Origin of the sequence: Oceanicola sp. 502str15 (genome assembly GCF_024105635.1) — a bacterium.
Lineage (GTDB): Bacteria > Pseudomonadota > Alphaproteobacteria > Rhodobacterales > Rhodobacteraceae > Vannielia.
In genome coordinates this window covers 3,844,974-3,859,754 of the sequence record NZ_WYDQ01000001.1, presented here as the reverse complement: position 1 = coordinate 3,859,754, position 14,781 = coordinate 3,844,974, and the positions used below count along the sequence as shown (strand labels likewise).

Annotated in this window: 13 protein-coding genes; 7 read left to right on the top strand and 6 right to left on the bottom strand. The window is 65.0% G+C overall.

The genetic code is table 11. The features are described from left to right. The first annotated feature begins 23 nt into the window (after positions 1-23). Positions 24-890 (top strand): DMT family transporter, encoded by an 867-nt coding sequence (locus tag GTH22_RS18965; RefSeq protein WP_252947150.1) that lies wholly within the window; start codon positions 24-26, stop codon positions 888-890. A 63-nt stretch (positions 891-953) separates the two neighbouring features. Here GTH22_RS18965 and GTH22_RS18960 read toward each other — a convergent pair whose 3' ends face one another. Both GTH22_RS18960 and GTH22_RS18955 read right to left on the bottom strand, forming a co-directional pair. Beyond that, entirely contained in the window at positions 954-2,606 is a 1,653-nt protein-coding gene (locus GTH22_RS18960) for a DUF4139 domain-containing protein (protein ID WP_252947149.1), read from the bottom strand. A 179-nt stretch (positions 2,607-2,785) separates the two neighbouring features. Then, the gene (locus GTH22_RS18955) at positions 2,786-3,808 is read right to left on the bottom strand and encodes an aspartate-semialdehyde dehydrogenase (protein WP_252947148.1); all 1,023 of its coding nucleotides are present in this window, start codon (positions 3,806-3,808) and stop codon (positions 2,786-2,788) included. 158 nt (positions 3,809-3,966) lie between these two features. Here GTH22_RS18955 and GTH22_RS18950 point away from each other — a divergent pair, with 158 nt between their 5' ends. From GTH22_RS18950 to GTH22_RS18925, 6 genes are all read left to right on the top strand, one after another. Next, positions 3,967-5,346, top strand: a complete 1,380-nt coding sequence (locus GTH22_RS18950) for a phosphomannomutase (protein ID WP_252947147.1) — start codon at positions 3,967-3,969, stop codon at positions 5,344-5,346. An 83-nt stretch (positions 5,347-5,429) separates the two neighbouring features. Continuing rightward, positions 5,430-6,284, top strand: coding sequence for a flagellar motor protein MotB (locus GTH22_RS18945; protein WP_252947146.1), 855 nt, complete (start codon positions 5,430-5,432; stop codon positions 6,282-6,284). Between the two features lie 100 nt (positions 6,285-6,384). Next, positions 6,385-7,689, top strand: coding sequence for a flagellar hook protein FlgE (locus tag GTH22_RS18940; protein WP_252947145.1), 1,305 nt, complete (start codon positions 6,385-6,387; stop codon positions 7,687-7,689). A 30-nt stretch (positions 7,690-7,719) separates the two neighbouring features. Beyond that, positions 7,720-9,165, top strand: a complete 1,446-nt coding sequence (gene flgK / locus GTH22_RS18935; RefSeq protein WP_252947144.1) for a flagellar hook-associated protein FlgK — start codon at positions 7,720-7,722, stop codon at positions 9,163-9,165. A 14-nt stretch (positions 9,166-9,179) separates the two neighbouring features. Beyond that, positions 9,180-10,187: a flagellin gene (locus GTH22_RS18930; protein WP_252947143.1), complete on the top strand. Its 1,008-nt coding sequence runs from the start codon at positions 9,180-9,182 to the stop codon at positions 10,185-10,187. Beyond that, the gene (locus GTH22_RS18925; protein WP_252947142.1) at positions 10,187-11,290 is read left to right on the top strand and encodes a flagellar basal body P-ring protein FlgI; all 1,104 of its coding nucleotides are present in this window, start codon (positions 10,187-10,189) and stop codon (positions 11,288-11,290) included. Before GTH22_RS18930 ends, GTH22_RS18925 begins: the two co-directional genes overlap by 1 nt. 217 nt (positions 11,291-11,507) lie before the next feature. Here the strand turns inward: GTH22_RS18925 and fliP are convergent, their stop codons facing one another. The 4 genes from fliP to fliF are packed head-to-tail and all read right to left on the bottom strand — an operon-like array spanning position 11,508 to position 14,775. Then, a complete protein-coding gene (gene fliP / locus GTH22_RS18920) occupies positions 11,508-12,233 on the bottom strand; it encodes a flagellar type III secretion system pore protein FliP (RefSeq protein ID WP_371928391.1) in 726 nt (241 codons plus the stop codon). After that, a complete protein-coding gene (locus GTH22_RS18915; protein WP_252947679.1) occupies positions 12,230-12,505 on the bottom strand; it encodes a FliM/FliN family flagellar motor switch protein in 276 nt (91 codons plus the stop codon). The genes fliP and GTH22_RS18915 overlap by 4 nt, the downstream gene beginning before the upstream one ends. Positions 12,506-12,508: 3 nt before the next feature. Further along, a complete protein-coding gene (locus tag GTH22_RS18910; RefSeq protein ID WP_252947141.1) occupies positions 12,509-13,102 on the bottom strand; it encodes a hypothetical protein in 594 nt (197 codons plus the stop codon). Beyond that, a complete protein-coding gene (gene fliF / locus GTH22_RS18905; protein ID WP_252947140.1) occupies positions 13,099-14,775 on the bottom strand; it encodes a flagellar basal-body MS-ring/collar protein FliF in 1,677 nt (558 codons plus the stop codon). The genes GTH22_RS18910 and fliF overlap by 4 nt, the downstream gene beginning before the upstream one ends. Positions 14,776-14,781 lie beyond the last annotated feature (6 nt).

The window sequence follows — 14,781 nt, the reverse complement described above, 5'->3', positions numbered from 1 at the left end:
GCACCGCAGCGGGCGTCGTTACCATGCTGCTCGCGGTCTGCTTTTTCATCTGCATCGACACCTCGGCCAAATGGCTCACCCTCTCCGGCCTGCCGGTGATGATGGTGGTCTTTGCCCGCTACTTTGGCCACTTCGTCTATTCCTGCCTGATGTATATTCCGCAGGAGGGGCTGGGCTGCTTCCGCTCGCGGGCCCCGCTCAAGCAGTTCCTGCGCTCCAGCTTCCTGTTCGGCTCCACGGTGTTGAACTTCTTCGCGCTCAAGTTCCTGCCGATCACCGTGACCACCACCATCATGTTCGCCGGGCCCATCGTGGTCACGCTTCTGGCAATCCCGCTGCTGGGCGAAAAGGTCGGGCTGCGGCGTTTTCTGGCGGTGGCGACGGGCTTTCTCGGGGTGCTGGTGGTGATCCAGCCCTGGGGGGCCGAATGGCACCCGGCGATGTTCTTCTCGCTCGGGGCGCTGGTCCTGGCCTCGCTCTACTTCGTCATGACCCGGATGCTCGCGGGGGTCGAAACCAACGCCACCCAGCAGGTCTGGTCCGCCGGGATCGCCTCGGTCGTGCTGGCGCCCTTCGCGCTGGCGGCATGGACATGGCCCCAAACCACCACCCAATATGTCGTGCTCTTTGCCATCGGCTTCTTCGGCATGTTCGGCCATGTGCTCGCCACCACGGCGCACCGCTGGGCCGATGCCTCGATCCTGGCCCCCATGGTCTACAGCCAGATCTTCCTCGCGGCGATCTCCGGCATCCTCGTCTTCGACCAATGGCCGACGATCTGGACGCTGGCGGGCGGGATCATCATCATCGGTTCCGGTCTCTACATCTGGCAGCGCGAGCGCGCCGTGCGCAAACGCCAGATCATGAACGCGGCGCACCCGAAGTATTGAGCGCCACAGCAGGCAGAAGGGGCCGAAGCATCGCTGCTCCGGCCCCTTTGCTGTTTCCCCGTCTCAGGGTTGCCAGATCAGCTCCGGGCCGGTGGGCCAGTCGAAGGTCACGTCGATCCGCACCAGCTTTTTCTCGCCCGGGGCCAGCGACATGTCCCATTCGCCCACACCACGCTTCTTCTCCCAATCCTCGCGGGTCGGGGCCGGGCGGGCAGTGACGTCAAGCTCAAGGTCTTCCTGCTCGGAGAAGGGCAGCGCATAAAGCGCCGTCAGGTCGACCGACTCATCGCTGAGGTTCTCCACGGTGAACTCCATCGCCTGCTCGCGGGTGTTCGAACGGCTGACGATTCCTCGGTCGCCGGTGTCGTTGTTCAGGAGCTTCCACTCCAGACGCACCGATTCCAGCGGCCCGAACGACAGCTCCTCCTCCGCCCCCGCCGGAATGAGCGGCACCATGTTGCGCCCGACAAAGACGCCGTCGCGATAGACAGAGGCCTCGCCCGGCAGGATCGGCTCGGGCAGGGTGTTGCGCAGCTCGGCCAGCAGGAAGGCGGTGGCATCGGTGCGCGGCGCGGCGATGATCTTTTCCTCCGCCTCCAGCGTCACCGTATCCAGCGCCAGTTGCAGCCCCTCCCCCGCATCGGGCGACAGCGTCACCCGGCGCGGGTAGTCATAGGTCACGGCGAGGCCTTCCACCTTGAGGCCTGCCACGATGGGCGCGGCCTCCACCATGGGCTCCTCCATCACTTCGGACTCTGCGGCACCCCGGGCGGTGTCATAGGTGGCACTGCTCGCAACCCGGCCCTTGTAGGCCGCGTTCCCGATCTGGGCGAGGTTCGGATAGGGCTCGCTCGGCACGATCCCGGCAAAGGGGTCGGCGGTGGACAACACCAGCTCGATCCCGTCCCAAAGCTCGCCGGTGTATTGCTGCACCACCGCCTTGCGGTCGATCTCGATCGAGGCGGCCTCGCCACGGGTCAGTCGCAGGTCGTAGTCGGGGCGCCATGCGGCGGCACCGTCGAGGTAGACCACCTCAAGCTCCACCTCCTGCGCCGCCTCCAGCTCCAGTGAAACCGCCATCATGTCGACCGGCCCGGAGGGCGGGGTGAGGCGGGCAAGGTCGGCCTGCGCCTGTTCCAGCTCGGTCTTCAGCGCCTTCATCTCCTCCGCCAGCCCGCGCAGCGCCTCCTGGGTCTGCTGCTTCTCAAGCTGAGCGGCGGCGGTCTCGCTGCCGATCAGCCCGGCGGCGGCCCGCAGCGCCTCGGGGTCGATGCTGTCGAGCGCCCCGCCCTTCACCGAGCCCAGAAACTCCAGCCGCGCATTGGCCGCATCCAGCGCCACCTGCGCCCGGGCGATCTCGTCGGCCTTGGCGGTCACCTGATCCTCGACCGCCTCCACCCGCGCCTGTGTTGCCTGCTGCGCCGGGGAGTAGATCGTCTCGGGGTCGGTCACGTAGCCGCTCAGAAGCTGCGTCGCGCCCAGCGCGACCCCGTCCGAAGGCACAATGCGGGGCGGCCCGTAGCTCAGCATCCCCTGTCGCACCGGAAACAGGATGCGATGCGCTCCGGCGGGCACTTCCGCCGTAACCGTGCGCGTCACCGTCGCCCCCTGCGGATAGACGGTGGCCCCCGTCACAGGCGCAGCCGCGGTGAAATCGGCGGCGCTGGCAAGGGCGGGGAGGGTCGAAAGGGCGGTGGCCCAGAGCAGTTTGTTCATCGGTCAAAATCCTTGTCTCAAATGCCTTCGGCGCGGAGCATCCTCCTCCGCCAGCCCGAAAGCAAGCTGCGTATCCCGGCGCGCATCGGCGCCGTTCACAAGGTTTGACGCATGCAAAGGGCCGATCCTTGGACCGGCCCTGCAATAATTTCGGAGCGGGCTGTCACACCCTTGCGGGCTTAGCCCTTCTTCAGCACGCGGCTGCCGTAGAGCTCGGCAATCTGCACCGCGTTCAGCGCCGCGCCCTTGCGCAGGTTGTCGCTGACGCACCAGAAGTTCAGCCCGTTCTCGATGGTGCTGTCCTGCCGGATCCGGCTGATGAAGGTGGCAAAATCGCCGACGCATTCCACCGGCGTCGTGTAGCCGCCCGGCTCGCGCTTATCGACAACCATGATCCCCGGCGCCTCGCGCAGGATGTCACGTGCCTCGTCCTCGTCGAGAAACTCCTCGGTCTCGATGTTGACCGCTTCCGAGTGGCCCACGAAAACCGGAACCCGCACGCAGGTCGCCGTGACCTTGATGTTCTTGTCGATGATCTTCTTGGTCTCGGCGACCATCTTCCACTCTTCCTTAGTGGAACCGTCATCGAGGAACACGTCGATCTGCGGGATCACGTTGAAGGCAATCTGCTTCTGGAAGGTCGAAGGCGCCTTTTCCTGACCGGGCACATACATGCCCTTGGTCTGATCCCAGAGCTCGTCCATGCCACCTTTGCCCGCGCCCGAAACCGACTGGTAGGTGCTCACCACGACGCGCTTGATCTTCGCCCGGTCATGCAGCGGCTTCAGCGCCACCACCATCTGCGCCGTGGAGCAGTTGGGGTTGGCGATGATCATCCGCTTGGCATAGCCCTCGATCGCATCGGCATTCACCTCCGGCACGATCAGCGGAACGTCGTGGTCGTAGCGATAGAGCGAAGAGTTGTCGATCACGAGGCAGCCTGCCTTGGCCGCGCCGGGGGCATACTTCTTGGTCGCCTCAGAGCCGATCGCGAAGAGCGCGATATCCCAGCCCTTGAAGTCGAAGGTATCGAGATCCTGGGTCTTGAGGGTCTTGTCGCCGAACGACACCTCGGTGCCCAGAGATTTGCGCGATGCAAGCGCAGCAATCTCGTCAACCGGGAACTGGCGTTCGGCCAGGATGTTCAGCATTTCGCGGCCCACATTGCCCGTGGCGCCGGCGACAACGACGCGATAGCCCATCAGGGTCTCCTTTGGTTTGTCCGTGCGGGGCAATATAGGGTTTGGCCGCGTGTTTAAAGGGCAAAGCCGCCTTTGCAGGGGCGGGGTTGCCAATTCGTCCGGGCTGCCTACGATCCCTTTGCAGTTGCAGCATCACCAGATAACCAGCCGGAGCCCCCATGACAGACCTTTCCGCCTTCAAGGCCTACGACATTCGCGGTCAGATCGGGGTAAATCTCGATGTGGCGCTGGCCCGCAAGATCGGTCGCGCCTTTGCCGAGGTTCTGGGCTGCAAGTCGGCCGTGATCGGCCGCGACATCCGCCCCTCTTCCCCCGAGATCACCGCAGCCCTCACCGAGGGCCTCATCGCGGGCGGCGTCGACGTGATCGACATCGGCCTCGTCGGCACCGAAGAGGTCTATTTCGCCACCTCCCATCTCGGCGCCGAGGGCGGGCTGATGGTGACGGCCTCCCACAACCCGATAGATTACAACGGCATCAAGATGGTCGCGGCAGGCTCCCGCCCGCTGTCCGCCGATGATGAGATGGAGCGGCTCAAGCAGCTCTGCGGCGGCCCCGACCTGCCCGATGCGGCCTTGCCCGGCACCCGCTCCGAGGCCGACACCCGCGATGCCTATGCCGACAAGATCATCAGCTTCGTCGACATTGCCGCGCTGAAACCGCTGAAAATTCTGGTGAACGCCGGCAATGGCGTGGCCGGCCCGAGCTTCGATGCCATCGCCGCCAAGCTTGAGGCCGCCGGCGCGCCGCTCACCTTCGAGCGCATGCACCACGAGCCCGACGCCAGCTTTCCCAACGGCATCCCCAACCCGCTCCTCCCCGAGAACCAGCCCGCCACCGCCGATCAGGTCAAGGCGCGCGGTGCCGACATGGGCGTTGCCTGGGATGGCGACTTCGACCGCTGCTTCCTCTGCGACGAAACCGGCAATTTCGTCGAAGGCGAGTTCGTCGTGGCCCTTCTCGCCAAGGGCTTTCTCGCGCTCTACCCCGGCGCCAATATCGTCCACGACACCCGCGTCGCCTGGAACAGCCGCGAGTGCATCGCCGAGGCGGGCGGCACTCCTATCGCCTCCCCCACCGGCCACTCCCTCATCAAGGCCCTGATGCGCCGCGAAGATGCCGTCTATGGCGGCGAGATCTCGGCCCACCACTACTTCCGCGACTTCTACTACTGCGACAGCGGCATGATCCCCTGGCTCACCATCGCCCAGCTGATGTGCGCCGAAGGCAAGCCACTCTCGCAGATGGTCGCCGACATGCGCGCCGCCTACCCCTCCTCGGGCGAGATCAACTTTCGCCTCACCGACCCGGAGGCCGCCAAGCGCGCCTTCGAGTCCACCTATGCCGCAAACGCCAACTCCGACGACCGGCTCGATGGCCTCAGCCTCGAGTTCGACAGCTGGCGGGTGAACCTGCGCAGCTCCAACACCGAGCCCGTGCTGCGTCTCAACGTCGAAACCCGCGGCGACCGGGCCTTGCTGGAAGAGAAGGTGGCAGAAATCTCCGCGCTCATCGAAAGCACCGGCAACCCCGGCTGATTTCGCCTCGCATTTTACCTGTTAAGCGAGGTTTCACCCCCCAGCGCTACACCTTTCGCCGGTGAACAACCGAGGTGTGCGTCATGAGCGCCGCAAACGATCTGCGACCGATCATCATCAAGAAGAAGAAGATCATCGCAGGCGATGGTCATCACGGCGGCGCGTGGAAGGTCGCCTACGCCGACTTCGTCACCGCAATGATGGCCTTCTTCCTGCTCATGTGGCTCCTGAATGCCACCACAGAAAAGCAGCGCAAGGGCATCGCCGACTACTTCCACCCCAGCGTCCCTCTCGCCCGCGTCTCCGGTGGTGGCGATGGCACCTTGGGCGGCGATTCCGTCTTCACCGAAGAGACCCTGCCGCAAAACGGCACCGGCGCCAGCAACGAGGCCCCGACCGACGAGCAGAAGGCCTCCGGCGAACAGGGCGAAAACGATGGCGCCTCCGACGAGGAGTCTCTGGCGGAGTCCGCCGCGATCGAGCAGATCGAAGAGGCCCTGATGGCCATGTCCGGCGAAAGCATGAGCGCCGACGACGCGCTGCGCCACATCGTCACGAAGGTCACCGACGAGGGCCTCATCGTCGAGGTCTTCGATATCGAGGGCGTCCCCCTCTTCCGGCGCGGCACAGACGAGCCCACCCCGATCATGGTCGAGATCGCCGGCATGCTGGCGCGGGTCTTCGACCTTGCCGCCAACGAAATCGCCGTCAACGGCCACACCGCCGCCGCGCCGCTGGTGCTTGCCGACAATCCCGTCTGGTCCCTGTCCGCCGCGCGCGCGCGAAAGGGGCATCTCCTGATGGTCGCCGCCGGGATGGACGAACGCCGCTTTCAGCGCGTCTCCGGCTTCGCCGACCGCAAGCTCGAAGTGGCCGAGATGCCCATGTCGATCCGCAACAATCGACTCGAATTCATCCTTCTGCGCCCCGACACCTGATCCGGGAAACGGCGACAAGTTTATCTGTTAGCGCCCCCTTAAGGGCCTCGCCCCATACTGTGCCTTGATCTTGCCACAAAGCAGCAGAAAGGCGCTTCACATGACCATCTCTTCCTCGCTCAACGCGAGTGTTGCCGGACTGGCGGCCAACGCGAGCCGCCTTGCCACCATCTCCGACAACATCGCCAACAGCGCGACCAACGGCTACAAACGCTCGGTCGCGGACTTCCACGCCATGGTCGTCAGCTCCGGCAACGGCACCTACTCCGCAGGCGGGGTGCGCATCACCACCACCCGCATCATTGATCAGCCCGGCGCGCTACAATCCACCGAAAACGCCACCGACCTCGCCGTGCGCGGCCGCGGCTTCCTGCCCGTGACCTCCGCCGCATCGCTCAACAGTCTCGCCGGCGAAAAGCCGATGTATCTCGCCTCAACCGGCTCCTTCCGCACCAATGCCGACGGCTATCTCGTCACCGCCACGGGCCTCGTGCTCATGGGCTGGCCGGCGGATTCCGACGGCACGGTGCCCACCTTCCCGCGTGATACCTCCGAGGGGCTCGAGCCGATCCAGATCAACGTCAACCAGTTCGCCGGCGAACCGACCACCGCGATGTCGCTGGGCATGAACCTCCCCGCAACAGAAACCGACTCGGATGCCTCTGGAGACCCGCTCGATCTCTCCATCGAGTACTTCGACAACCTCGGCAAATCCGAATCCCTCAACATCACCTTCACTCCGGAAATCCCGGCGATCGGCTCCTCCAACACCTGGACCATGGTGATTGCCGACAGCGCCTCCGAAGGGGCGATCGTCGGAGAATACGAGCTCATCTTCGATGACAGCCGCGGCTCCGGCGGCACCATCCAGACCGTCAACCTGATCGGCACCGGCGGCGCCTACAACGGCGCAGACGGCACGATCACGATCGACGTAGCCGGCGGACCGCTGGTGATGGAGATCGGCGCCCTCGGCTCCGGCAACCTGATGACCCAGCTCTCCGACAGCTTCGCCCCCACCTCCATCTCCAAGGACGGCTCGCCCGTGGGCAACATGGTCTCCATCGAGATTGACGCCAACGGCTTCATCCACGCCAACTTCGACATCGGCAGCACCAAGACAATCTACCAGATCCCGCTGGTCCACCTGCCCAACCCGCACGGGCTCATCGCCCTCGACAACCAGACCTACCAGACCTCCAACGCCTCCGGCTCCTTCTTCCTCTGGGATGCCGCCGACGGGCCAACCGGCGATATCCTTAGTTACGCGCTGGAAGAGAGCGCCACCGATGTCGCCGGCGAGTTGACCAACCTGATCCAGACCCAGCGCGCCTATTCCTCCAACGCCAAGGTCATCCAGACGGTCGACGAGATGCTGCAGGAAACCACCAACATCAAACGCTGATCCCACGATCCTCCCCAAAGGGGCCCACCCATGACCTACTCCGCCGCAATGTCCGCCGCGCTCTCCGGCCTCAACGCCTCCAAGCGCCAGCTCGATGTCATCAGCTCCAACATCGCCAATGCCAACACTGAAGGATACGGTCGCCGGTCGCTCACCCTGAACGTCCGCGAGCTGGGCGGTGTCAGCATCGGTCCGGTCCAACGCGCCTCAGACATCCGGCTGATCGGCGACAGGCGCCTGTCCGACGCCGCCCAGAGCGAGGCCGGCCACCTGGCCTCGACCCTCACCGCCATCGAGGATCTCATCGGCGAGCCCGGCGATCCGGCCTCGCTGACCACCGCCTATTCCAACTTCGAAGGGGCGCTGATCGAGGCCGCAAGCCGCCCCGACCTCTCCTCCCGGCTCGACGCCGTCGGCCGCGCCGGCTCCGCCCTCGCCGAGAAGTTCAACACCCTCTCAGACGGGGTGCAGGAAATCCGGATGGAGGCCGACCAGAGCATTGCCCGCGAGGTCCATCGCCTGAATGCGGCGCTCGAACAGGTCGTCGAGCTGAACGCCCGCATCTTCAACTTCGGCGCCACCGGCCAGAACATCGCCGCACTGATGGACCAGCGCCAATCGGTGATCGACAGCATCGCAGAGCTCGTGCCCATCCGTCAGGTCGACCGCGACGGCGGGCGCATCGCACTCTACACCCCCACCAGCGCCATCCTCGTCGATGGAACCGCCGCCGAAATCGGCTTTGACCCCGTCGGCCTCATCACCTCTGACATGACCCTCGCCTCCGGTGCCCTCTCCGGCCTCACCATCAACGGCAATCCAATCTCCACCAGCGGCGACAACGCGCCGATGGCGGGCGGCAAGATGCACGCCCTCTTCGCCGCGCGCGACGAAATCGCCCCGAAGGCCCAGGCCGGGCTCGACCTGCTCGCCCGCGACCTCGTCGATCGCTTCCAGGACCCCACGCTCGACACAACCCTCGGCGTCGGAGCGCCGGGGCTCTTCACCGATGGCGGCGCGGCCTTCCTGCCGACCGAAGAGGAAGGCCTCGCCAAGCGCCTCGAGTTCAACATCCTCGTCGACCCCGACGAGGTCGGAGAGTCCTGGCGCATCCGCGACGGCCTCGGCGCCGCAGCGCCCGGAGTAGTCGGAAACTCCACCCTGGTTCAGGCCATCTCGGCCCGCTTCTCCGCGAGCATCGCCTCCGCTTCCGCCGCCTCGACAGGCACGCCCCGCAGCGCCGGGGGCCATGCGGCCGACCTGCTCACTTCTCTCGCCTCCGAGCGCGCCAGCCGCGAGGTGGAATTCGGCTTTCACATCGCCCGCTTCGATACCATCAAGTCCGCCGAACTCGCCGGAGGGGTCGATACCGACCACGAACTGCAAAAACTTCTTGTCGTCGAACAGGCCTATGCCGCCAACGCCAAGGTGATCCAGACGATCGACGAGCTGATCGACCGGCTGATGGCAATCTGAGGGAGCTACATGACATGGTAAACCAAATCGGCCAAGGCGACCTCGCGCGCATGTTCCTGATGCAAAAGACCAATTTCGACGTGAAGGCCGAAGTCACCCGCCTGGCGCAAGAACTTTCGACGGGCCGCAAAGCCGATGTCGCCGCAGCCGTCGGCGGTGACTTTGCCCCCATCACCAGCATCGAAACCACGCTTGCCCGGAATGCCTCCTACAAGACGACCGGAACCGAGGCCGCCAGCCTCGCCGCCGTCATGCAGAACGCCTACCAGACGATCTCGACCCTGATCGAGGAAAGCTCCGGAAACATGCTCAACGCCGGCCAGGCCACCCAGGCCTCCGTGATCGAGACCGCCGCCGCCGACACCGCCGCCAAACTCGCCCCCGTGCTCGCCGCGCTCAACACGACCTTCGGCAGCCGAAGCGTTTTTTCCGGCGTCGCGGTCGACGGCCCCGCCGTCGCCGATGCCGAAACCTTCATGGCCAGCCTCACCGCCACCACCGCAGGCGCCACCGATGTTGCCAGCCTGACCACCGCCCTGGACGCCTGGTTCGCCCCCGGCGGCGGCTTCGAAACCGATGTCTATCTCGGCTCCACCACCCCGCTGGCCCCGATCGACATTGGCCTCGGCGTAAAGGCCAACCTCCAGCAGACCGCCTTCGACGGCGAGCTTCGCGATGCCCTCAAGGGAATTGCCCTCGCAAATCTGATCGACAACGATGTGCTGACCGGCAACACCGAGGCCCGCGCCGAACTGGTGCGGATCGCCGGTGAAACCATGCTGCGCGGCGAAACCGGCCTGACAACCCTGCAGGCGCGCCTCGGAACCGTCGAAGGGCTGATCGAAGAGACTGGCGTCGCCCGCGACACCGAAACCAGCGCACTCACCTTGGCCCGCGCGGAAATCCTCGAGGTCGACCCCTATGAAACGGCCAGTCGCCTGACCGCAGCCCAGACCCAACTCGAAACCATTTACGCGATCACTGCCAGAATGCAGTCCCTGAGCCTGGTGAATTACCTCTGATGCTTCGCACAATCCTCGCCTGCCTTCTCGCGCTGACCCTTTCCAGCGCGCTCCATGCCACCCCTGTCCGGATCAAGGATCTCGTCGAGTTCGACGGGGTTCGCAGCAACGACCTCGTCGGCTACGGTCTCGTCGTCGGGCTCAACGGCTCCGGCGACGGCCTGCGAAACGCGCCCTTCACCGAAGAGATCATGCAGAACATGCTGGAACGGCTCGGCGTCAACGTCACCGGTGAGCAATTTCGCCCAAAGAACGTCGCCGCCGTTTTCGTCACCGCAACCCTGCCGCCCTTCTCCCGCGCCGGCAGCCAGATCGACGTGACCGTCTCCGCCATCGGCGACGCCAAGAGCCTGCTTGGAGGAACGCTGGTCATGACCCCGCTGACGGCGGCCGACGGCCAGATCTACGCCGTCGCCCAGGGCACCATAATTGCCGGCGGAGCCTCCGCCGAGGGGGACGGCGCAAAAGTCACCCAAGGCGTCCCGACAGCCGGAACTGTGCCCTCGGGCGCGCGCGTCGAACGCGAGGTGACTTTCGATTTTACCCAGTTGCGCACCATGCGTCTGGCCCTTCGCACCCAGGATTTCACCACCGCCAGCCGCATCGAGACCGCGATCAACAGCAGCTTCGGGCGGCCTGTCGCGCGCATGCTCGATGCCGGCACAGTTCAGGTCGATATCGCGGGCAGCGGCATCCGCTCCCCGGCCCATGTCATCAGCCGCATCGAGAACATCGCGGTCGAACCTCAGCGCCGCGCCATGGTGGTCGTCGACCAGCGCTCGGGCACCATTGTCATGGGCGAAGACGTGCGCATCAGCCGTGTCGCCGTAAGTCAAGGAAATCTCACGATACGCATCGAAGAAAAGCCCATCGCCGTCCAACCCAACCCCTTCGCCCCTGGTGAAACCGTGGTGCTGCCCAACACCACTGCCGAAATCAATGAAGAGCCGGGCATCGGCCTGGCCGAAGTCGCTTCCGGCACGTCCCTCTCCGAGGTCGTCGCGGGCCTGAACGCCCTCGGCGTCTCGCCTCGCGACATGATCGACATCCTGAAGAGCATCAAAGCCGCCGGCGCACTCCACGCCGACTTCATCGTAAGATAGGCGGCCGGGCCTGAACGACCTGCGCCTAACGGACGACACTCCAACGCTGCCGTACCCAATTCCGGTGGGCCGTTTCTTCACAATGAACGGAGTGAGAGATTGAAGCCGACCTGCGGCCAGCCCAGTCGAACCATGCCAATTGCGATGGACGCCATCGAGGATGATCGGGCGCTCCAAACGCCCCTCGCGTCATCCAACGAGACGTCTCGTTCGCGGTTCAGAAATAGCTCCGGATCAACGCTCCGGAAATTAAAGACCAGCCGTCCGCGACCACGAAGAAAGCCAGTTTGAACGGCAGCGACACGATCGCAGGCGGCACCATCATCATCCCCATCGACATCAGGACAGCGGCCACCACGAGATCGATGATGAGAAAGGGCAAGAAGATCAGAAAACCGATCTGAAAAGCCCGTTCCACCTCGCTGAGCATGAATGATGGCACCAGCAGTGACAACGGCGCCTCGCCGGGTGCTGCAGAGATCTCCCGCAAATCGCTCAACGTCCTGAAGGTTTCCACATCGACCCGCGCCGCCATGAAGACCCGGAACGGTGCCATGGTCTTGGCAAAGGCCTCTTCGACCGAGAGCCGATCGTCCAGCAGAGGCTGCACACCGGAGGTCCATGCCTCCTGCAGCACCGGGTCCATGATGAAGTAGGTCAGAAAGAGCGCGAGCGAGACGATCAGCATGTTCGGGGGTGATTGCTGCAGCCCGATGGCCTGACGCAGGATGGACAGCACGGTCACGATGAATGGAAAGCAGGTGATCATCACCGCTATCCCGGGCACGAGGCTCAGAATGGTTACGAGGGCGAAGAGCGAAATCGTCTGGCTGGTAAGTCCGCTGCCGTCTCCCATGTCGATCGATATGTCTTGGGCCGCAAGCGGCCCGGCACACAGGACAAAGGCAACAGAAAGGACGGCAGCGCAGCCAGTCTGCGTCAGATACCGCCCTTGAGGTCTGCAACCTCCGTCAGCCGTACAGCCAGCTGGCCCGGCTGCCCTCCTTCCACTTCGGTCAGCTCGCCCCGGGCGATCAACTTGTCGCCGACATAGAGCTCCACCGGGTCTTCCACCCGGCGGTCGAGCGGCAAGACGGCGTCGGGCCCGAGCTTCAACAGCTCCGAAACCCTTGGCCTCGCCTTGCCGACCGCCACGGTGATCTCCACCGGAACCTGCGAAAACGGGTTGCCTGCGCCCTGTGCCTCGTCGCTCATGTGTCATCCTTCCCGGGCCGCCTGGCCCTCAAAAAAGCCGTCAACGACCTGCGTGATGCCCGTGAGCACCGCGTCGAGGTCGATGATTTCCTCCGCGCTGGCAAACCGCAGCACCGCCTGTCCGGGGCCAAGGCTCGCGGAGTCCGCGAGCCGAACGGGAATGGTCGCCTCGCCCTGCAAAAGGGGCGCGACCCGCGCCAGGTTTTCGGGGGCAACTGCGACCTCAACCGAAACTTCGCTGCGTGATTTCACAGCCTCCTCGATCCGTTCCAGGATCATGGGCCCGAGACTGCCACCAAGACTGAACGGCAGCACCTTGGCCACGATGCCGGTGATGAGTTCGCGCATCTCGCACAGCATCGCCCGCCGGGCCTCGTGATAGGTGAAGCTCATGTCATCCAGCGCCCGTGCCAGATCGCTGCCGATCGCCTTCTGCTCCTCGGCATGGGCGCGGGCGGCATCCTCCCAGCCCTCCCTGTAGCCCTTGTCGAAAGCCGCAAGCTGGGCCTCGGCCAGGGCTGTATCGCCCGCTTCCGCGACTGGCGGCTTGCGCACCACGCCGCTGAAATCTTCCAGAGTCACGCCGCCCTTGCTCAAGCCTTGGCCTCCTCATCGTCTTCCATCCAGCTCTTCAGGATCTCGATGGTTTCGTCCTGCCGCTCCTCGATCATCTGGCGCAGACGCCCCACCGGGTCATCGCTGTCGGCGCTGTCGAACCCCGGAACACCCGCCACATCGAAGTCATTGATCACCGCGAGGTCCGGCAACTCGATCCCGCTGTCATCAATTTCGCCGGTGAGCGCGTCGGGCATAGGAAAGTCGTCGAGACTTTCTCCGGCACCGCCATCAACTGGAGCACCCGGCGGCAGCGCGGCCATCCCCGCACCCGTGCCACCACTTGCACCGGCCCCCTCCGGCGCCGGGAGGTCCCGGGCGCTCAGGGCGGGCTTCAACACGAAGAGGCCGAGGCCAAGGGTAACAAGTGCGAGAATCGCCAACTGGATCAGGGTCATGATGTTCAGCCGGTCGAGCAGCGATCCGCCCGCCGCAGTGCCGATCTCTTCAACCGGCAGAAGCTCCAGCGACTTGATCGTGATCTGGTCGCCCCGGTCCTCATTGAAGCCCACCGCGCTGGCAACAAGCTCCCGCAGCGCCCCAAGCTGGTCGTCGTCACGGGCCGCCCAGGTTGGAGCGCCCGCTCCATCGGTGCCCCGCACCCCGTTGACCAGAACGGCCACCGTCAACCGCTTGATCGCACCGGGTGTGCGCAGTAATTCTCTTTGAGTTTCCGACACTTCGAAGTTGGTACGCTCGCGTGTCTCGGTCTCCTGGCTCTGGCTTTCACCGCCGCCCCCGCCGGCTTCACCATCCGGCAGATTGGAGGCCACAGTCACCGCCGAAGGATTGGTGCCGCTCGCACTGTTCGAGCGTTCCTCGGTTTCCGAGCTCACGGCGACGCGCCCGTCCGGGTCGAACCTGCGTTCGATGATCTGCTCGCGGTCTGTCTCGGTTTCGATGGAAACCTCCACCACCGCGTTGCCGGGCCCCACATGCGCCTCCAACAGCCGCTGCACGTTCCGGCGCAGCCCCTCGGCCCGCTCATCACCAGCAGGATTGCCCATCGAGTCGTCCGAGGCCACGACGGCGCCGCTCGTGCCGTCGATGACCGACACGCCGTCTGCCGACAGTCCAGAGACCGCGCTCGCGATCAGGAACTTGAACGCCTTGGCTTCGGCCGGCGTCACCCGCCCGTTCGTGGCCGTCACCGAAACCGAGGCCGAAGCCGAATCATTGCGACCGAACCCGTGACTGGCCGGATTGGAGATATGCACGCGTGCCGCCCGAACCCGGGGAGAGGCCAGCAGGGTGCGGGCCAGTTCGCCTTCCTTGGCCCGCCAATAGGCCGCATCGAACATCTGGCTGGTGGTGCCGAAGCCGGACAAACCGTCCAGAATTTCATAGCCTTGCCCGCCGGTCGCCGGCAGCCCCTCGGAAGCAAGGGTCATCCGAAGCTCGTCGCGCCGGGAACTGTCGACATAGATGCCCCCGCCGCGAATCTCATAGGCCACACCGCGTTGATCGAGCGAAGTCACGACCTCGCCGGCGGCGGACGGCTCCAGCCCGGCGTAGAGCAGGGTCATCCCCGGCGCGGTCGCAATGCGACTGAGGGCCAGAACGGCCGCGAACATGGCCAGAGTCGCCACCAGAACGGTGAGTCTCCGCCTGCCATCAAGGCCGTTCCAAGTGTCGAGGATATTCTGCACGCGCATTCTCCG